Origin of the sequence: Streptomyces sp. NPDC026672 (assembly GCF_040638185.1) — a bacterium.
Lineage (GTDB): Bacteria > Actinomycetota > Actinomycetes > Streptomycetales > Streptomycetaceae > Streptomyces.
In genome coordinates this window covers 122,809-141,973 of sequence record NZ_JBEZXS010000008.1, presented here as the reverse complement: position 1 = coordinate 141,973, position 19,165 = coordinate 122,809, and the positions used below count along the sequence as shown (strand labels likewise).

General features: G+C 74.5%; 17 protein-coding genes and 1 pseudogene. 8 read left to right on the top strand and 10 right to left on the bottom strand.

The window, feature by feature from the left end; translation table 11 throughout:
• Position 1 precedes the first annotated feature (1 nt).
• Both AB0F77_RS11930 and rho read right to left on the bottom strand, forming a co-directional pair.
• Positions 2 to 889, bottom strand: a pseudogene (locus AB0F77_RS11930) (serine hydrolase); the annotation flags it as partial.
• A gap of 104 nt (positions 890 to 993) precedes the next feature.
• Entirely contained in the window at positions 994 to 2,142 is a 1,149-nt protein-coding gene (rho, locus tag AB0F77_RS11925; protein ID WP_361945462.1) for a transcription termination factor Rho, read from the bottom strand.
• Between the two features lie 392 nt (positions 2,143 to 2,534).
• On the opposite strand from rho, the gene AB0F77_RS11920 reads away from it, so the two are divergent.
• On the top strand, positions 2,535 to 3,368 hold the full coding sequence (locus AB0F77_RS11920) for a class I SAM-dependent methyltransferase (protein ID WP_361945460.1): 834 nt from the start codon (positions 2,535 to 2,537) through the stop codon (positions 3,366 to 3,368).
• 6 nt (positions 3,369 to 3,374) lie between these two features.
• Here the strand turns inward: AB0F77_RS11920 and AB0F77_RS11915 are convergent, their stop codons facing one another.
• From AB0F77_RS11915 to AB0F77_RS11895, 5 genes are all read right to left on the bottom strand, one after another.
• Positions 3,375 to 4,127 (bottom strand): GntR family transcriptional regulator, encoded by a 753-nt coding sequence (locus AB0F77_RS11915; RefSeq protein WP_361945457.1) that lies wholly within the window; start codon positions 4,125 to 4,127, stop codon positions 3,375 to 3,377.
• A gap of 170 nt (positions 4,128 to 4,297) precedes the next feature.
• Positions 4,298 to 5,266, bottom strand: a complete 969-nt coding sequence (locus AB0F77_RS11910) for an acetylxylan esterase (RefSeq protein ID WP_361945454.1) — start codon at positions 5,264 to 5,266, stop codon at positions 4,298 to 4,300.
• Between the two features lie 134 nt (positions 5,267 to 5,400).
• Complete coding sequence (locus AB0F77_RS11905) at positions 5,401 to 5,985, bottom strand: hypothetical protein (RefSeq protein WP_361945451.1); 585 nt, start codon at positions 5,983 to 5,985, stop codon at positions 5,401 to 5,403.
• 272 nt (positions 5,986 to 6,257) lie between these two features.
• Entirely contained in the window at positions 6,258 to 7,013 is a 756-nt protein-coding gene (locus AB0F77_RS11900; RefSeq protein ID WP_361945448.1) for a ferredoxin reductase, read from the bottom strand.
• Positions 7,006 to 7,611 (bottom strand): sulfite oxidase-like oxidoreductase, encoded by a 606-nt coding sequence (locus AB0F77_RS11895; RefSeq protein ID WP_361945445.1) that lies wholly within the window; start codon positions 7,609 to 7,611, stop codon positions 7,006 to 7,008. The genes AB0F77_RS11900 and AB0F77_RS11895 overlap by 8 nt, the downstream gene beginning before the upstream one ends.
• Positions 7,612 to 7,830: 219 nt before the next feature.
• Between AB0F77_RS11895 and AB0F77_RS11890 the strand changes: the two genes are divergently transcribed.
• The 3 genes from AB0F77_RS11890 (at position 7,831) to AB0F77_RS11880 (ending at position 10,863) form a co-directional block, all read left to right on the top strand.
• Positions 7,831 to 8,754: an NADP-dependent oxidoreductase gene (locus AB0F77_RS11890; RefSeq protein ID WP_361945442.1), complete on the top strand. Its 924-nt coding sequence runs from the start codon at positions 7,831 to 7,833 to the stop codon at positions 8,752 to 8,754.
• 23 nt (positions 8,755 to 8,777) lie between these two features.
• Entirely contained in the window at positions 8,778 to 9,614 is an 837-nt protein-coding gene (locus AB0F77_RS11885) for a GNAT family N-acetyltransferase (RefSeq protein ID WP_361945439.1), read from the top strand.
• Between the two features lie 430 nt (positions 9,615 to 10,044).
• Positions 10,045 to 10,863, top strand: coding sequence for a putative protein N(5)-glutamine methyltransferase (locus tag AB0F77_RS11880; RefSeq protein ID WP_361945437.1), 819 nt, complete (start codon positions 10,045 to 10,047; stop codon positions 10,861 to 10,863).
• Positions 10,864 to 10,878: 15 nt separating this feature from the next.
• Here AB0F77_RS11880 and AB0F77_RS11875 read toward each other — a convergent pair whose 3' ends face one another.
• Positions 10,879 to 12,924, bottom strand: coding sequence for a SpoIIE family protein phosphatase (locus AB0F77_RS11875; protein ID WP_361945434.1), 2,046 nt, complete (start codon positions 12,922 to 12,924; stop codon positions 10,879 to 10,881).
• A gap of 309 nt (positions 12,925 to 13,233) precedes the next feature.
• Here AB0F77_RS11875 and AB0F77_RS11870 point away from each other — a divergent pair, with 309 nt between their 5' ends.
• From AB0F77_RS11870 to AB0F77_RS11855, 4 genes are all read left to right on the top strand, one after another.
• Positions 13,234 to 14,109: a hypothetical protein gene (locus AB0F77_RS11870; RefSeq protein WP_361945431.1), complete on the top strand. Its 876-nt coding sequence runs from the start codon at positions 13,234 to 13,236 to the stop codon at positions 14,107 to 14,109.
• Positions 14,110 to 14,229: 120 nt separating this feature from the next.
• Entirely contained in the window at positions 14,230 to 14,598 is a 369-nt protein-coding gene (locus tag AB0F77_RS11865) for a hypothetical protein (RefSeq protein ID WP_361945428.1), read from the top strand.
• Positions 14,599 to 14,692: 94 nt separating this feature from the next.
• Positions 14,693 to 16,708, top strand: a complete 2,016-nt coding sequence (locus AB0F77_RS11860) for an NADPH-dependent 2,4-dienoyl-CoA reductase (protein ID WP_361945425.1) — start codon at positions 14,693 to 14,695, stop codon at positions 16,706 to 16,708.
• A gap of 42 nt (positions 16,709 to 16,750) precedes the next feature.
• Positions 16,751 to 17,332: a PadR family transcriptional regulator gene (locus tag AB0F77_RS11855; RefSeq protein ID WP_361945423.1), complete on the top strand. Its 582-nt coding sequence runs from the start codon at positions 16,751 to 16,753 to the stop codon at positions 17,330 to 17,332.
• Between the two features lie 6 nt (positions 17,333 to 17,338).
• Here the strand turns inward: AB0F77_RS11855 and AB0F77_RS11850 are convergent, their stop codons facing one another.
• A complete protein-coding gene (locus tag AB0F77_RS11850; RefSeq protein WP_361945420.1) occupies positions 17,339 to 17,899 on the bottom strand; it encodes a hypothetical protein in 561 nt (186 codons plus the stop codon).
• A gap of 167 nt (positions 17,900 to 18,066) precedes the next feature.
• Positions 18,067 to 19,062: a fibronectin type III domain-containing protein gene (locus AB0F77_RS11845; protein WP_361945417.1), complete on the bottom strand. Its 996-nt coding sequence runs from the start codon at positions 19,060 to 19,062 to the stop codon at positions 18,067 to 18,069.
• Positions 19,063 to 19,165 lie beyond the last annotated feature (103 nt).

Sequence of the window (19,165 nt, the reverse complement as noted above, 5' to 3'; positions counted from 1 at the left end):
CCGTCACGACGAGCGTGCGGCCGCCGCGGTGCGCGGCGGCCACGAGGGTGTTGCCGGCGTTGCTGGTGTAGCCGTTCTTGATGCCGAGGAGCCCCGGATAGGGGTCCACGCCGTCGTGGCCGGTCAGCAGCCGGTTGGTGTTCTCGATCCCGTACGACCCCCCGTCTCCGGGGAAGCCGGCCTCGGCGGTGGAGCAGTAGTGGGCGAAGTCCGGGTTGCGCAGCCCGGCCCGGCCGAAGACGGCCAGGTCGTACGCCGAGGACACCTGGCCGGGCGCGTCGTAGCCGTCGGGCGAGACGACGTGGGTGTCGAGGGCGCCCAGCGCGCGGGCCTTGGCCTGCATACGGGCGGCGGTGGTGCGCCAGCCGCCGTTGAGCGCGGCCAGCACGTGGACGGCGTCGTTGCCCGAGCTGAGGAAGACCCCGCGCCACAGGTCGGCGACCTGGTAGGTGTGCCCCTCCTCGACGCCGACCAGACTGCTGCCCGGCCCCACGTCGGCGAGTTCCTCCGCCGTCACGGTGTGGCGCACGCCGGCGGGCAGGACGGGCAGGACGGTGAGGGCGAACAGCGTCTTCAGGGTGGAGGCCGGGGGCAGTCGGCGGTGCGCGTCGTGGGCGGCCAGGACGTCGCCGGTGCGGGCGTCGGCCACCAGCCAGGACAGCGCGGAGACGTCGGGCACCTCGGGGGCGCCGGGGTGGGCACGGACCTGCGTTCCCGGGCGCTGCAGGAGCGAGGGCTGCGGCGGCACGGCGCCGTGCCGGGGCGCCGGGCTGGGTTCCGCCGCCCCGGGGTGGGCCGCGGCCGTGGTGGCGGGCGTGAGCGCGGCGACGCCCGCCACACAGAGGGCGCAGGCGGACACCGCCACCCGAGAAGAGAATCCGATAGTCATACGATCAACGTAAGAAGGGGGTGGGTTCGCACCACCCCGTCCGGGCCGAACGGGGGTTCCGAGCACCCGGATGCCGCACGCGGCCCGTTCCGCGCCCCCGGCGCTCACTCCGCCCGCAGCGTCGGGAGCACCTGCCGCAGGAACGTCGTGTTGTCCGGCGTCCGCCGCATCCGCTCCAGCAGCGTCTCCAGGTTCGCCGGGCCCCCGTCCCGTCCCCGCAGCGCCCGCCGCAGCCCCTGGACGGCCGTCAACTCGGCCGGGGGAAGCAGGAGTTCCTCGCGCCGGGTGCCCGAAGGGGTCAGGTCGACGGCCGGGAACAGCCGCCGGGAGGCGAGCTCGCGGTCCAGCAGCAGCTCCATGTTGCCGGTGCCCTTCAGTTCCTCGTAGTAGAAGCCGTCGGCGCGCGACCCGGTGTCTACCAGGGCGGTGGCGAGGACGGTGAGCGAGCCGCCCTCCTCGGCCCGGCGCGCGGCGCCGAAGAACCGCTTGGGCCCGAGCAGCGCGCTCGCGTCCACACCGCCGCTCAGGGTGCGTCCACCGGCCGCGGCGGCGTTGTTGTGGGCCCGGCACAGCCGGGTGAGCGAGTCGAGCAGGATCACGACGTCCTCACCGGCCTCGACCAGGCGCTTGGCGCGTTCGATCACCAGCTCGGCGAGCGCGATGTGCTGCGCGGGCGCCCGGTCGAAGGTGGAGGCGTACACCTCGCCGCGCACCGAGCGGCGCATCTCGGTGACCTCCTCGGGGCGCTCGTCGAGCAGCACGACCATCAGCCGGCACTCGGGGTGGTTGCCGGCGACGGCCGCCGCGATCTGCTGGAGCAGCACCGTCTTGCCGGTCTTCGGCGGGGCCACGATCAGCCCGCGCTGGCCCTTGACGACGGGGGCGAACAGGTCGATGACCCGGCCGGCGAGGCCCGACGCCGGGTGTTCGAGGCGGATCCGCTCGCTCGGGTGCAGCGGGGTGAGGTCCCGGAAGTGACGGCGGCCCCGCAGCTCGTCGGGGGTCCGGCCGTTGACGAGGGTGACCTCGGTGAGGGTGTGCTGCGTGCCCTGGACGCCCTCGACGAGGTCGCCCGCGCGCAGCCCGTACCGGCGCACCAGCGCCGGCGGGACCTGGGGATCGGTGGGGGTGGGCAGGCAGTTCTCGGCCCGCAGCCGTCCCTTTCCGTTTCCGCGGGTGTCGATGTCGAGGACACCGCCGACGGTACGGACCGCCTGCTGCTGGACGGGCGGGTGTTCGAGTGTGGTGGTCATGTGGAGTGGTCCTTTCGCGGACGGACGGCCCGGCGTCGGGCGGGAAGAGAGAGGGGGAGGCGAGCCGCGAACGAGGGCGTACGAGCGCCTCGGCGGCGGGGAAACACCTCAGTTCGGTGCGGCACGCGACGAAGCCGCCTGCTCACGAGGTGTGCGGGGAAGCCGGTGCGCCGGCCTGGAGGGCGGGCGGATCGGCGTGGGAAAGAGAAGAACGGCACCGGCGCCCGCAGCGGGGCGTACACAGGTGCTGACCGCACTGTAGCACGCGGAGTGACGGTGTGGGCGGTATCCGTGTGTTCCCGGCCCCTGGACCGTCGTATCGGCCAACAAGGCGACGGTGTGGCCTATTCCCGGGCCCGCGGCGGCCCGTCCGTGTCGCCTAGGCTGAGTGGATGTTCAGCCCCGAGGGACCCGGCCTCCGTGAACTCGCCGTCCAGGCGCTGTCGTCCGTGGAGCACGGCTACGACCTGCTCGCGCCCAAGTTCGACCACACCCCCTTCCGCACCCCGGACCCGGTGCTGGAGTCCGTCGCCGCCGCCCTCGACGGCATCGGGCCCTTCACGGACGGGCTCGACCTGTGCTGCGGCACCGGCGCGGGCATGGACGTGCTGGCACGGGTGTGCCGGGAGAGCGTCACGGGTGTCGACTTCAGCGCCGGGATGCTCGACGTGGCCCGCCGCAACCACACGACCGCCGGGCAGCCCGACCCGTCCGGCCTCTCCGGCCTCTCAGAACCGTCCGGCCTCTCAGAACCGTCCGGACCGTCCGGCCTGACCGGCCCGTCCCGCCCGTCCCGGCCGCGGGGGCCGCGCACCGCCTGGGTGCGCGGCGACGCCCGCGCCCTGCCCTTCGGACCCGCCTTCGACCTCGTCGTCAGCTTCGGCGCCTTCGGCCACTTCCTGCCGCGCGAACTGCCCGGACTCTTCGCGCAGGTGCACTCGGTGCTGAGACCGGGCGGCGCCTTCGCCTTCCCCGTCCTCGCCCCGCCGCGCCCCACCCGGCCGGCCTACTGGATGCTGCTCGGCTTCGACGCCGTGATGCGGGTCCGCAACGCCGTGTGGCGGCCCCCGTTCGTCATGTACTACCGCGCCTTCCGACTCGGCACCGTCCTGGCCGAGTTGGAGCGGGTCGGCTTCACCACGGACCTCCGCGCCCTGCCCGAGTTCGGCCGTCGCGCCGACGGCAGCCCCCGCGCGCGGCTCCTGGTCGCCCGGCGGCCGCGCTGACGTCCCTCACACCGCCGCCGCCGGCACGGTGAACTCGTAGACCAGCGCGTCCTGCTGGGCGTCCACGACCAGGTCCGTGATCTCCAGCGGGCGGTCGTACTGGTCGTGCACACGACGCGTCACCCGGACCGACGAGGCGTCCGCGACCTGGGTGATGGCGTCCCGGTGGTGGAGGGTCAGACCCGCCTGGCGCATCCAGTCGTAGGCCCGCCGCAACTGGGCGGCCGCCGAGCCGTCCGCCCGGTCCCGGTAGCGGCCCAGCTCCTCCACCTCCGACAGCGCCACCGCCGAGAACGACGTCACCGCGGCGCGCAGCGTCCGGCCGTCGGGCGCGGCCGACTCGTAACGGTGGACCAGGGTCGGCCGCAGCGGCGCCAGCCCCAGCGCGGCGGCGTGCTCCGGCGACGGCGCCTCCCAGGTCACCGTCGCCCGGTCCACCGCCCGCGGATCGGCCCCGCGCACCCCCACCGGGAACGCCAGCGACACCGGCTCCTCCACCGGCCGGCCGGTCAGCACGGCATGGCTGCCCCGCCGGTCGGTGGTGACGAGACCGTCCCGCCGCAGCACCTCCAGCGCCTGCCGGACGGTCTCCCGGCTGACCCCGAAACGGCGGGCCAACTGCCGCTCGCCCGGCAGCCGTTCACCCGGCGGGACACCGCCGTCGCGCAACTCGTCGAGCAGCCGTGTCGCCACCCGCCAGTACAGCGGCGGCGCCTGGTCGTCGGGTAGCGGGGGTCCGTCGGGGTTGGTGCGGGCCATGCCGCGCCTCCTGTGGTCACAAGGTGTAGCCGTGCGGGCTCGTAACGCGACCACATCTAGCATTGGTCTAAACCACGAGGGAAGGGCGGCCCGCCGGTTCGGCCGAAACCCGATCCGCCCGCCCGCCCGCGCGCACGGCCCGCCGCCGACCACCGGCGCCGGGGCGTCCCTCAGGCGTACGACCGCAGCCAGCGCAGCTTCGCCGTCTGCTGGTACGGACCGCCGCCCTCGTGGTCGTTGAAGTCGTACACCTCGATGGCCTTGTCCTCGTGCGCCCACGCGTTGAACGCGGCGAACACCGTCGACGGGGGACACGTCTGGTCCTCCAGCGCCGCCGAGAACAGCGCGGGGGCCCGGCCGCGGGCCGCGAAGTGGACGCCGTCGAAGTACGACAGCGTGCGCAGCGCGTCCTCGGTGCGCCCGCGGTGCGTCTTCAGGTACAGGCCGACCTCGCGGTACGGGTGGCGGTCCGTCAGCGTCGTCGCGCGCGGGAAGTCGCACAGGAACGGCACGTCCGGCGCGACCGCCACCAGGTCGGGGACCAGCCCGCCCACGGCCAGGGTGATGCCGCCGCCCTGGCTCTCGCCCAGCGCCACGGTCCGCGTCGCGTCCGCCAGCGGATGCGAGCGGGCCGCCTCCACCGCGCGCACCGCGTCCGTGAACACCCGCCGGTAGTAGTAGTTCTCCGGCGCGTCGATGCCCCGGGTCATGAAGCCCGGGTACGCCGGCGCACCGCCCACCGGGTCGGCCGTGCCGCCCCCGCCGCCCCAGGCGCTGCCCTGGCCCCGGGTGTCCATCACGAAGTGCGCCCGGCCCGACGACGCCCACAGCAGGTGCTCGACGGGCAGCCCCCGCCCGCCGCCGTAACCCACGAACTGCACCACCAGCGGAAGCGGCCGCTCCGTCCCGGCCGGCACCACGAACCAGCCCTTGACCGGGTGACCGCCGAACCCGGCGAACGTCACGTCGAACACCTCGACGCCCGGCAGGCCGGCGTCGACCGGCTCGAAACGCGCGTCCAGCTCGTGCTCACGCGCCTCGTGGAGCGTCTTGGACCAGAAGGCGTCGAAGTCCTCGGGCTCCGGGGACGCGCTCCGGTACTCACGGAGCTCGTCCGGAGTGAGGTCGAACAGGGCCATCGACAACCGCCTTTGCGAGGGAGGACTGCGGATGATCACACCGTACGTGGACGATCCGGGTGGCCGCCAGGCCCATGGGGCCCCGCCCCACGCCACCCCACCCCACCGCATCCGCTCGGCAGGGGCCAGGGGGGTCAGGCCCGGCCGCGGCTCCAGTCCGGCCCCGTACGGGCCCACTCGTGCTCCCACTCGCCCAGCCGGTGCCGCAGCGAGATCCTGCGCAGGACACCGTTGCCGAGCAGCACCGTCACCGCGGCCGCGCCCGCCGCGGTGACGCCGAGGGTCACCGTGTGCTGCCACACCGCCACGTCACCCGGCGGGGCGGGCACGTCACGCCCCGCCGGGTCGAACCACACGTCCACCACGTCGCCGTCGCGCGTCCCGCCCGGCACCCGGGCCTCGGCCGTCCGTGTCCCCGCGCCGGGCTCCGTCCAGCTCACCCGCGCCTCGTAGGGGCGCTGCCTGCCGCCCTGCGCCACCGGCAGCCGCTCGGGCACGCTGCCCAGCACCTCGGCCCGTACGTGATGCCGCTCGGCCCGCTGGGCCGCGGCCAGGGAGCGCGCCTCGTCATGGGCCCACAGCCCGGCCAGCGCCCCGGCCAGCGGAGCCCCCACGCACAGCAGCACCGCGACGGCCACCGCCGTCCACGCCTCCAGCACGTCCGAGCGCCGGCGCAGCGGGTTGCGCCGCCAGCGCCAGCCGATGACCCGGGTTCGCATGTCGACCTCCTCGCCGTCACCGGGGCCCGGGGCCGGGCAGCACCCTGGCGGGACCGGTACGCCGCCGCCCGCGCGCCGTGCGCGCGGCCGGACGTCCCCACCGGCCCGGTACCCCGTCCGGCGCCGTTCGTGCGTGCCACGAGCCCCCCGCCACGGGGACGTCCACCGTGGCGGGGCACCCCGAAGCGGCAGCGGTCCCCGGCTTGCGTGTCACCACTGCTCCACCCACTGCTCCACCCCCTGTCCGGTCCGCCCGGCCCGCCGTCCGGGCCTCAGCCGAACCGTTCGATACGGACCCGGTCCACCGGCTGCCCCGCCGCGACGAGCAGCCGCGAGGCATGCTCCGCGAAGGCGTCCGAGCCACACACATAGGCTTCCCACCCACCGGGCGGCTGCTCGGCCAGGAGCGGCGCCACATGTGCCGCGCTCAGACGGCCCACCGGCACGCCCTCCGGCGCCGTCCGCGTGAACACCGGTGTGGTCTCCGCGCCCAGCTCCCGCGCGTAGATCAGCTCCTCGGGCCCCCGGGCGGACGCCAGCAGCCGCAGCGGCACGTCGAGGCCCCGCGCCCTGTGGTGCCGGACCATGGACATCAGCGGCACGATGCCCGAACCGGCGCCGAGCAGCAGCGCGGGCCGGTCGCCGGGCCAGGCGAAGAAGCCGCTGAGCGGGCCGCGCACCTCGACCGTGTCACCGGGCCGCGCCTCGGTGTGGAACCAGCCCGAGACCTCACCGCCCGGCACCCGGTCGAGCGTCAGCTCGATGTGCCCGGGGTCGTCGGGCGCGGACGCGATCGAGTAGTGGCGCTGGGCCGTGTAGCCGTCCGCGGCGGTCAGCCGCAGCATCAGGTGCTGCCCGGGCAGATGCCCCGCCCAGGCCGGCACCGCGAACCGGAAGGTCGCCGCGCGCGGCGTCTCCCGCCGGATCCCGGTCAGCGTCGCCGACTGCCAGGTGGAGGCGGTGGTGACGCCCACGGAGATCCGGCCGGGCACCGCGAAGCGGGTCGGGGGAGCGAAGACCTCAGTCACCGGAGTACCGCTGTTCCTCCCAGGGGTTGCCCCGCGCGTGGTACCCGTTGCCCTCCCAGAAACCGGGCTCGTCGTGGTCGAGCAGCGTGAGGCCCGCGATCCACTTGGCGCTCTTCCAGAAGTACAGGTGCGGCACCACCAGCCGTGCCGGGCCGCCGTGTTCGGGGGCCAGCGGCTCACCGCCGTACTCCCAGGCGATCCACGCCCGTCCGCCCGTGACGTCGGCCAGCGGCAGATTGGTGGTGTAGCCGGTGTGCGAGTAGGCGACGACATGGGTGGCGGACACATGGGGCTGGACCGCGCTCAGGAAGGCGTCCAGCGAGACGCCCCCGAACCGCACGCCGAACTTCGACCAGCTCGTCACGCAGTGGATGGCGCCCTCGTACGCGGACGGCGGCAGCGCGTGCGCCTCGTCCCAGGTCCAGGTGCGCGGCCGGGCCACCAGCCCGTCCACCCGGAACGTCCAGTCGGCCGCCGCCAGGTCGGGTGTGACCTCCGCGGACAGCACGGGCCAGTCGTCACCCGCGTCGTACTGGCCCGGCGGAAGCCCGGGGTCGTCCACGCGGGGGCGGCCGGTGAAGCCGCGGGTGACGTTCATTCCGGGTGCCGCCTGCCTGTGTGCCGTTCGCTTACGGCTTCAACGGTACGTGCACCGCCGGGCCGCCCTCGACCGGGGTGCTCCCGCGATCGTCACAGCCGTGTGAACTCTCCCGGGCCCGGGGAATAGCCGCCCGGTGATCCCCCTTGCACGAGGCGTGCCGGAAACCGGTCGTCCGCACGGCCGCCGCCCCGGCGACAGCGAAGGAGAGTGGGAGCCATGCCCAAGGCGTACGTCTTCACGCGGTACGGAGGCCCGGAGACCGAGGCGTTCGTCGACGTCGACCGGCCCCGGCCGGGCGCCGGGGAGATCCTGGTCGCGGTGCGCGCCGCGGGGGTCAACCCCGTGGACTGGAAGCAGCGTTCGGGCTACCGCCGCCCCGGCGAGACGGGTGAGCGCGTCTTCCCCGTGGTGTTCGGCAACGAGGTCTCCGGCGTCGTGGTCGAGACCGGCCCGGACGTGGCCGGCTTCGCCGCGGGCGACGAGGTCTTCGGCAACACCGTGGCCGGCGGCTACGCCGAGTACGCCCTGCTGCCCGTCGCCGTCGCCGCCCACAAGCCCGCCGCCCTGTCCTTCGCCGACGCCGCCACCCTGCCGGTGGCCGCGGCGACCGCGTACGACGGCGTCCGCCAGCTCGACCTGCCCGCCGGCGCGACCCTGCTGGTCACCGGGGCGGGCGGCGGGGTCGGCGCGGCCGTGACGCAGATCGCCCGCGCCGAAGGACTGCGTGTCGTGGGTGTGGCGAGCGAGGGCAAGAAGGACTTCGTGGAGTCGCTGGGCGCGGTGCACGTGCCCGCCGGAGCGGATCTCGCCGCACGCGTCCGGGCCGCCGCGCCCGACGGGATCGACGGCGTGTACGACCTGATCGGCGGCGCCGTGCTCGACGAGGCCGCCACCCTCCTCGCCGACCGCACCAAGCTGATCAGCGCGGGCGCGCCGGACGCCGTGGCGGAGCTCGGCGGGGCCCGGGTCGCCCGCGCCCGCACCGCGGCCGTCCTCGACGAGGTCGCCCGCCTCGTGGTCGACGGGAAGCTGGACCCGCACGTCACCCGGACCGTCCCGCTGGAGCGCGCGGCCGAGGCCCTGCGCGAGGTCGAGGACGGCCACGCCCGCGGCAAGATCGTGATCGAGGCCGCCGAATGAACCGACCGACCGGGGAGCACGTGATGGACGCCCGAAGAAGCGGCGCGCACGCCGATGGGACCACCGCGCACCACGAGGACGACGGCGTGCCCGGCGCCATGCGCGACACCGTGAGTGACGGCCGCGCACAGGTCGCGCGCACCCCTCATGGCCCCCATGCCCTTCACACCCCCCACGTCCTCGACAACCCCGCCCGCGCCGCGCTGACCGGGCCGCACGCGCACTTCGCCGAGCGGCGCGGCCGTGTGCTGCGCTACCCGGTGGACGTCACCCCGTGGCTGGCCCTGCCCGACGATCCCGGCCCCGACGACTGGGCGGACCTCGTGGCGCTGGTCGGACCGGGGACCGAGGTCCCGCTGCTCGGCTTCCGGGGCGAGGTGCCCGAGGGCTGGGAGGTCACCTTCCGGATGGAGGGCGTCCAGCTCGTCGACGACGGGCTCGCGGCGGCACCGGACGCGGAGGCGGTCCGGCTCGGCCCCGCCGACGTGCCCGAGATGCTCGACCTGGTGGAGCGCACCCGCCCCGGCCCGTTCCTGCCGCGCACCGTCGAACTCGGCACCTACCTCGGCATCCGGCGGGAGGGCGCGCTCGTCGCCATGGCGGGGGAGCGGCTGCACCCGCCGGGCTGGACCGAGATCAGCGCGGTGTGCACCGACCCGGCGTACCGCGGCGAGGGGCTGGCCACCCGTCTGATCCTCGCCGTCGCCCACGGTGTCCGGGAGCGCGGCGAGACCTCGTTCCTGCACACGGGCGCCGACAACACCGGCGCCATCCGGCTGTACGAGTCCCTGGGCTTCCGGCTGCGCCGCAGAACCGCCTTCCTGGCAGCCCGCGCACCACAACCCCTCCCGGTGGCCTGACGGGGGACCCACCGCGGGCCCGACGGGAGCGGCCGTGCCCCAGCCCCAGTCGCCCCATCCACCCTTGTCAGCGCTGACGCGGTGGCTGAACAGGAGGTCGAGGAGACCGCCGGTGTCCCGGTGGCCTGACGGGGACGTACTGCGGTCCGACGGGGGGCGGCCGGGGCCCAGCCCCATTCGCCCCCGCCCCGTTCACCCTGTCCGCTTCCGGTTCCGCCCTCACCGCTGACGCGGCGGCCGAGCAGGAGGTCGGGGAGATCGCCGGTGTCCCGGTGGCCTGACGGGGACGTACTGCGGTCCGACGGGGGGCGGCCGGGGCCCAGCCCCATTCGCCCCCGCCCCGTCCACCCTGTCCGCTTCCGGCTGCGCGTCAGCGTTGGGATAAGGTGGCGGGTCGGTCGGGGATCGTCCCGGCCCCGTCGTTCAGGAGGTGAGCGCAGTCGCCGTCGTACCGGCCCGTGCGGACGCGCCCCGATCGCCGCTCACCCCGCCCGAGGTCGTCGCCGCGCTGCGCGCCGCCGGGTGCGTGTTCGCCGAGGACGAGGCCGAGCTGATCCTCGCCGCCGCCCGCACCCCCGCGGAACTCGCCGCGATGGTCGACCGGCGGGTCTCCGGACTGCCCCTCGAACAGGTCCTCGGACAGGCCGAGTTCCACGGACTGCGCATCGCGGTGGAACCGGGCGTCTTCGTGCCCCGCCGCCGCACCGAGTTCCTCGTCGACCAGGCCCTCGCCCAGGCCCCGGACGCCTCCGTGGTCGTGGACCTGTGCTGCGGCTCCGGCGCGGTCGGCGCGGCCCTGGCCGCCGCGCTCGGACCGGTCGAACTGCACGCCGCCGACGTCGACCCCGTCGCCGTACGCTGCGCCCGCCGCAACCTCGCCCCGTTCGGCGGCCGGGCCCACACCGGCGATCTCTTCGACGCCCTGCCCGCCGAGCTGCGCGGCCGCGTCGGCATCCTCGCGGCGAACGTGCCGTACGTCCCCAGCGACGAGATCGCCCTGCTGCCCGCGGAGGCCCGCGACCACGAGCCGCTGACCGCCCTCGACGGCGGCCCGGACGGCCTCGACGTCCTGCGCCGCGTCGCCGCCGCCGCGCCCGACTGGCTGGCCCCCGGCGGCTGCCTCCTGGTGGAGACCAGCGAACGCCAGGCCCCGCGGGCGGCCGAGGAGTTCACCCGGGCCGGGCTGACCCCCCGCCTGGCCGTGTCCGAAGAGCTGTACACCACAGTGCTGATCGGCGTACGGCGGTGACCGTCCCGCGCCGGGTCAGTCCGGTGGCAGGGCCCGCGCGATGAGCAGGGCCACGTCGTCGTGGTTGTCCGGGTGGTGCAGGCGCCGCAGCAGCAGGTCGCAGACCTCCTCCAGCGGGCGGGCCGGATCGTCAAGGAGCGCCAGCATCATGTCCAGCCGCTCGTCCAGCGAGTGCCGCCGGGTCTCCACCAACCCGTCCGTGTAGAAGACCAGTTCGTCGCCGGGGGCGAAGTCGACCGTGGTGGTGGAGAAGGCCACCCCGCCCACCCCCAGCGGCACCCCCGTGGGCAGTTCGAGCAGTTCGGCGGGGCGCCCGGCACGCACCCTGGCCGGCGGCAGATGGCCCGCGTTGGCGATCCGGCACCGACCCAGCAGCGGATCGTGGACGGCGTACACACAGGTCGCGATCGAGTGGTCCAGATCCGACGTGATCTTGTCCAGATGTTCCAGGAGCCGCGCCGGATCGAGGCCGAGGGCCGCCAGCGTGGTGGTCGCGGTCCGCAGCCGGCCCATCGTGGCCGCCGCGCCCACCCCGCTGCCCATCACGTCCCCGACGACGAGCGCGGTCTTGCCGCCCTCCAGCGGGATCACGTCGAACCAGTCCCCGCCGACCTCGCTGGTCGCGCCCGCCGGCTGGTAGCGCGAGGCCACCTCCAGACCGTTCGTCACCGGCGGCCGGCCGGGCAGCAGGCTGCGCTGGAGGGTGAGCGCGGTGGTGCGGGCGTTCTGGTACCAGCGGGCGTTGTCGATCTGCACCGCCGCCCGCGCGGCCAACTCCCGGGCGAGCAGCACGTCGTCCTCGTCGAACGGCGCCGGATTGCACGTCCGTTTGAGATCGAGCGCGCCCAGCACCTCGCCCCGCGCGATCAGCGGCACCGCCAGGTACGAGTGCAGGCCCGCCCGCGCCAGCAGCGTCGCCGCCTCGGAGGAGCGTGCGATCCGCAGCAGGTCGTCGTCCTTGACCTGCGCCACCACCACCGGGCGCCCGGTGCGCACGCACTCGGTGATCAGGAGGTCCGGGGCGTAGCGGGCCGGCCGGCCGTGCGGATCGGCGGCCCGTACGGCGTCCGTCTCCTGCTCGGCGCGCACCGCGAGCGCCCGGAGCACGGCGGGTTCGGTGGGCCCCAGCGTGCTGCGGCGGCCCTCCACGACCGCGTCGAGCAGATCCACGGACGCCACGTCGGCCAGCTCGGGCACGGCGAAGTCGGCCAGTTCGCGGGCGGTGCGGTCCAGTTCCAGGGTGGTGCCGATGCGGGCGGAGGCGTCGGCGATCAGCGCGAGGCGGCGGCGCGCGGCCTCCGCCTCGATGCCCGCCCGGTACTGCTCGGAGATGTCGACCACCGACAGCGCGACGCCGAGCACGGTGCCCACGGCGTCCTCCAGCCGGTACATCGACAGCGACCAGGCGTGGTCCTCCTCCGGGTCGGCCGGGGTGCGGCCCACGGTGGGCCGGTCCACCAGCGGCACACCCGTGGCCAGCACCCGGTGGGCCGCCTCCTCCATGGTGTCGACGTCCACCAGCGGCAGCAGTTCCCGGGTGGTGCGCCCCGTGTGCTCGTCCGCCGGGATGCCGTTGATCTTCACCAGGGCCGGGTTGACCGACACATAGCGCAGCTCCCGGTCCAGCACGGCGAGCCCGATGGGTGACTGCGTCACCATCCGCTCCGACAGCGCCACGTCCTGTTCGAGCCGGCGCACCGTCGACCGGTCGGCCGCGAGCCCCAGCGCGAACACGTCGCCCCGGTCGTCCAGCAGGCGCATGTTGCGGAACTCCACGATGCGGGTGCCCCCGCCCTTGACGCGGATGGGGAACGCGCCGGCCCAGCTGCGGCCGGTGCGCATCACGTCGGAGAAGAGCTCGTTGGCCAGCTCGGCGTGCTGCTCGTGCACCATCAGCCGGGCCGCGTACCGCCCGAGGGCCTCCCGCGCGGAGTAGCCGAACAGCTCCTCGGCCTGCGGGCTCCACAGCACGATGTGGCCCCGGACGTCCAGTACGACCGAGGCCACCCCCAGCACGTCGAGCAGTCCGCTCGGACGCAGGGGTCCGTCTCCCTCGGCCATGCGAGCCTCGGCTGGACTCATTCCACGCACCGCCTTCGACCGGTCGCACGGCACGCCGTCCCCCGTGCCGACTCCCCTTGTTCCACCGCGCTCGCACCGGAGTCTCCGCCGGAGCCGCAGTCCTCCTCCACCATCCCTCAACACGGCGGCGGGTGTACGGCAAAGCGCGCACGACGGCGGCGCCGGGCGCGTCACAGGGGCGCGCGTTCATCCCGCCGTCGCCTGTATTGGTCTGTACATGCCTAGCCGGGCGGGTCAGACTGTGCGCCGAAACGCGCAGCCCACCCCCCGAACCCGAGGAGCAGGCCCATGCCCGCGTCCGCCCGGCAACGTTGTCACGCGGTCCTCACCGGACTCGTCGCCCTCGCCACCGCCGTCGTCGTGTCCTCCGCCACACCCGCCTCGGCCGCCGACACCTGGACCGAGGTCGGCTCCGACCGCGCCGACCCCCTCACCGAGAGCCAGGGCCTGACCTCCGTCGAGGTCCCGGCCGGCAGCCCCAACCGGTACACCGGCATCGGCACCATCCCCTTCGACGTGGCCGTGCGCGGCTGGAACCACGTCGGCGACCCCGACGCCTCCTACGACGGCCACTACATCGAGCCCTACCAGCGCGACGACGGCGGCTCGAAGATGTTCCGCGTCCAGGCGCCCGACGGGACCCGGTCCGAGTACGTCCACGCGCTGAGCCCCGGCGAGGCGCTCAACAACTCCTGGGTCGCCGTCTCGCCGGGCGGACAGTGGATGCTCTCCGGCGAGTGGGGCACGATGACCCGGCTGCTGGTCTTCCCGACCCCCGGCGTCAACCCGGCCACCTCGCCCTCCGCGAACCTGCCGCAGGCGTCCACGGTGCGCCTCGACCACGCGGTGCGCGACGTGCAGGGCTGCGACTTCTCCGGCCCGACCACGCTGCTGTGCTCCTCCGACGACCCCGAGGGCAGCCTCTTCGGCATCACCAAGCCGCTGCTCCGGATCGACCTGTCCGCCGAGCCGAACGGCACCGGCGACGTGTCCGGGCACGTCACGGCGGTGCGCCAACTGCCGCTGCGCAGCGCGTGCTCCGGGACGTTCGAGGCGGAGGGCATCGACTACGACCGGCGCACCGGCACCCTGCGGGTGATCGTCGTGTCGCCGGGGTTCTGCGTGCTGACCGACAGCAAGACGTACCGCTTCACCCGCGGCTGACCCCGTTCGGCCGGACCCGCCGCGGATGGTGCTCTTCCCGTCCGGGGTGGTTTTCTGGTGGCGTGGCGCGGTACGCGGAGTCCGCGGTACCGCGCCGCAGCCACGAGAGGAGCGATCACGATGGACCGTGAGCGAGCGCACGAAGAACCCGTCTCGGTCGAGATCAGCGGATGCAGCAAGGAAGACGCCCGGATCGTGTTCGACACGCTGTGCGCGTGCTTCGAGTCCGACCGGAGCGCGGAGGACGTGCCCCAGCAGCTCCACGAGACACGTCCGATGGTGTGGCTCGGCACGTTCGAGGTGACCGACGCCCACACCTGCCGGCCGCCGGACCGCCTCGCGGCCTCCGTCGAGGCCGACGCGCAGGGCGGCTACTGGGCGATCGACCGCCTCCGCACCACCCTGGACTCCCTCTTCACGGTCCGTGACCTCACCTCGGCCTCGGGCGACCAGGAGAGGGAACTCCACGTCCTCCTGGAGAACCGCTGACCCACGGGCCCGCCGTACGGCGTTGTGCAACTTGTTGCATAAACGGGGTGGCCTCCTCTACAACTGAGGGGACCGCTCACGTACGGAGGGCCCCATGAGTCGTTATCCGCATCTGCTGAAGCCGTTGGACCTGGGGTTCGTGACCCTGCCGAACCGGGTGCTGATGGGGTCGATGCACGTGGGGCTCGAGGAGGCCGAGCGGGGTTTCGAGCGGATGGCGGAGTTCTACGCGGCCCGGGCCCGCGGCGGTGTGGGTCTGATCGTCACCGGCGGCATCGCCCCCAACGAGGAGGGCCGGCCGTACGAGGGCGGGGCGAAGCTCACCACGCAGGAGGAGGCCGGGCGGCACGCCCTCGTCACGCGGGCGGTGCACCGGGCGGGCGGTCTGATCGCCCTGCAGATCCTGCACTTCGGCCGCTACGCCCACCACCCCGGCCTCGTCGCCCCCAGCCCCCTCAAGGCCCCGATCAGCGCCCACGTCCCCCGGGAGCTGACCGACGCGGAGGTCGAGCGCACCGTCGAGGACTACGTCCGCACGGCCCGCCTGGCCCGCCGCGCCGGCTACGACGGCGTGGAGATCATGGGCTCCGAGGGTTATCTGATCAACGAGTTCACCGCCGCCCGCACCAACCACCGCACCGACCGCTGGGGCGGCTCCTACGACAACCGCATCCGCTTCCCCGTCGAGATCGTCCGCCGGGTCCGTGAGGCCGTCGGCGCGGACTTCGTCATCGTCTACCGCCTGTCCATGCTCGATCTCGTCCCCGGCGGCTCCACCCTCGACGAAGTGATCACCCTCGCCAGGGCCGTCGAGGCGGCGGGCGCCACCCTGATCAACACGGGCATCGGCTGGCACGAGGCCCGCATCCCCACCATCGCCACCCCGGTGCCGCGCGGCGCCTACACCTGGGTCACCAGGAAACTGATGGGCGAGGTCGCCGTCCCCCTGATCACCACCAACCGCATCAACACCCCCGAACTCGCCGAGGAACTCCTGGCGAGCGGCTGCGCCGACATGGTCTCCATGGCCCGCCCGATGCTCGCCGACCCCGACTTCGTCGCCAAGGCCGCCGCCGGCCGCCCCGAGGCCGTCAACACCTGCATCGGCTGCAACCAGGCCTGCCTCGACCACACGTTCAGCGGCCGGATCACCTCCTGCCTGGTCAACCCCCGCGCCTGCCACGAGACCGAACTCGTCCTCACCCCCACCCGCCGCGCCAAGCGCGTCGCCGTCGTCGGCGCGGGCCCGGCCGGCCTGGCCTGCGCCATCGGCTGCGCCGAACGCGGCCACCACGTCACCCTCTTCGACGCCGCCGGCGAGATCGGCGGACAGCTCAACATCGCCCGCACCGTCCCCGGCAAGCAGGAGTTCGACGAGACCCTGCGCTACTACCGCCACCGCCTCGACGAACTCGGCGTCGACGTACGCCTCGGCACCCGGGCCGGCGCCGACGACCTCACCGGCCACGACGAGATCGTCGTCGCCACCGGCGTCACCCCCCGCACCCCCGACATCCCCGGCACCGACCACCCGAGCGTCCTCGGCTACCTCGACGTCCTGCGCGACCGTGCCCCCGTCGGCGAACGCGTCGCCGTCCTCGGCGCCGGCGGCATCGGCTTCGACGTCGCCGCCTACCTCACCGACCCCGGCGACCACACCAGCCAGGACCCCGAAGCGTACTTCCGCGCCTGGGGCGTCGACACCGCCTACCGCACCCCCGGCGGCCTCACACCCCCAAACCGCCCCACCCCGCCCCGCACCGTCCACCTCCTCCAGCGCAGGACCACCAAGGTCGGCGCCGGCCTCGGGAAGACCACCGGCTGGATCCACCGCACCGAACTCGGACACCGCGGCGTCACCATGCACCCCGGCGTCCGGTACGACCGCATCGACGACGCCGGACTCCACATCACCGTCGGCGGCGAGAGCACCGTGCTCGACGTCGACACCGTCGTCCTGTGCACCGGACAGGAACCCCGCCGCGACCTCTACGAGACCCTCCTCGCCGCCGGACACACCCCCCACCTCATCGGCGGCGCCCACACCGCGACCGAACTCGACGCCGAACGAGCCATCCGGCAGGGCACCGAACTGGCGGCGGCGCTCTAGCCGCCACCGCACCCGTCCGTGCCGTCTTCCTAGGATGAGCCCATGTCACTCCCGCACGCGATCCTCACCGCCCTCCTGGAGAAGCCGTCCTCGGGGCTGGAGCTGACCCGCCGCTTCGACAGGTCCATCGGCTACTTCTGGTCGGCGACGCACCAGCAGATCTATCGCGAGCTGGGAAAGCTGGAGGCCGACGGGCTGATCCGCACCCTGCCGGCCGAGCAGCCGGCCCGCGGGCAGCGCAAGAGCTACGAGGTCCTGCCCGCGGGCCGTGGCGAACTGGCCCGCTGGACCGCCGCCGCCCAGGAGCCGAAGCCGCTGCGCGACACCCTGCTGCTGCGGCTGCGGGCCGCCGCGGTCGTCGGCACCGGCGGACTCGACGCCGATCTGCGCCACCATCTCGACCTGCACCGGCGCCGGTTGGCCGAGTACGAGGCCATCGAGCGCCGGGACTTCCCGCCGGGCAGCGACAGCCCCGAGGACCGCCTGCGCCATCTGGTCCTGCGCGCGGGCATCGACCTGGAGACCTTCTGGACCCGGTGGCTCACCCACGCGGCGCGGGAGATCGAGGAGTTGACCGGGGAACGCGGGGAGCCGACCGGGGGAGAGGACCCCGGCCGGGACTGACGGCGGTCAGAGGCGGTACGGCTTCTTGCGGCGGCGCAGGTACCAGCCGGCCGCGATCACACCCGTGCCGACGAGTGCCGCGCCGATGCCCAGGGTGAGCGGGCCGTAGTCGCGGGCCGCGCCGCCGATGCCGCCCAGCACGCCCCGCGGTGTCGACGAGGCGGTGGTCGGCGCGGCCGGGGCGGCCGACGTGGAGGAGATCGTCGGCGCGGAGTTGGGCGAGACGATCACGGACTGGGTGCCCGCCGTGCCGCCGTTGGAGCAGACGACGATCACCGTGTAGGTGCCCGGTGTGACGTTCGACCAGGCCGCCGACTGGCTGACGGTCGTCCCGGCCAGCGCCGACTGCCGGCCCTGGGCGAAGGTCGCCTGGCCGCTGTTCAGCAGCGAGGCGTTGCCCCAGCTGCCGTTGGTCTGCGAGCAGGCGCTGGTCACCACCGACACGGTGGAGCCGGACGTGCTCACCGAGATGCCGGAGACGGCGCCGGACGGAGCAGCCAGGACGATCGGCAGCGCGGCGGCCGCCAGCACGGGGCCGGAGCGGAGGAGGAGTCTGGATGTGCGCATGGGGGTGCCCTCCGGCGGCACGGTCGGCGGAACGTCCCGTGCGCCGCCAGGGTAGGGGAACGTCCGTGCTGCCTCAGGGGCAGCCAACGCGCCCCGGGCCCCCGCCGCATGCGGACCGCCCCCGGCCAGGTGACGCGCTGCGCCGTCCGGGGGAATCCTCGGGCGCCTCACGAACCGGTGCCGGCACCCGCTCCGGTGGTCACCTTCAGCTCCGCCGAGTAGCCGCCCCAGGTGCCGTCCGGCAGCTTGGCCCGCAGGCGCACCCGGTGGGCCGCCCCGGCCTCCCGGCCCAGGTAGAAGCTGTACGTCGACCGGCCCTTCGGCGGCTCGCCGCCCCACACCAGGGAGGTCGCCGCGGCGCCGTCGAGCCGGATCTGGTACTCGGTGACGACCCCGTCGGTGCGCGGCGGGTCCCAGGACAGGTCCATGTAGTACGCCCCGTCGTCGCCGCGGTGGGTCGTCGCCCGGAAGGACGTCGGCGCGGTGTCCCGTCCGTCGTCGGTGCCCGGCGTGGTGAGGCGCACGGCGGCGCTGGCGGGGGAGAGGTTGTCGGCCGCGTCGCGGGCCCGCACGCTGAACGCGTAGCGGGTGCCGGGGCGCAGCCCGGTGACCACCGTCGCGGTCTGCGCGCCGCCCACGCTGTGGATCTTCGTCGTGCCCTGGTAGACGTCGTACGAGGCCACGGACCGGTCGTCCCTCGACGCGGTCCAGGACAGCTGGGCCGCCCGGCTGCCCACCGCCCTGCCGCGCGGCTCGCCCGGCCGGGTCGGCGGCGAGTCGTCCGCGGCGACGGCGGCCGGTGTGCGGGCCCGCACCTGGCGGCTGGGCGGGCCGAGACGCCCGTCGGTGTCCCGGGCCCGCACGGTGAAGGCGTAGGCGGTGGACGGGGTGAGCCCGATGACGTCCACCATGTGCTCGGAGGCCGGCACCTCGCGGACCTTCGTGCGGTCGCGGTACACCTCGTAGGTGTCGATGCCGGGACCGTCGGTCAGCGCGTTCCACATCACGTGCACACTGGTGGCGCTGCCCGCCGCCGCGGTGACGCCCGTCGGCGCCCCCGGCATCCGCCCGCTCTCGCCCTCGGCCGATGCACCCCACCCGCAGGCGGTCACCAGCAGCAGGGCCGCCAGACTCGGCACCTGGGCCCACCGAACGCGTCGCACGGCTCCGCCTCCCCGGGAACGGCCACACGGCAAAGGTCCGGACCAATATGGCCCGGCGCGGCGGTCCCGGCAAGAGGGCCGCGTTGGTGAGCATCGGTGAACG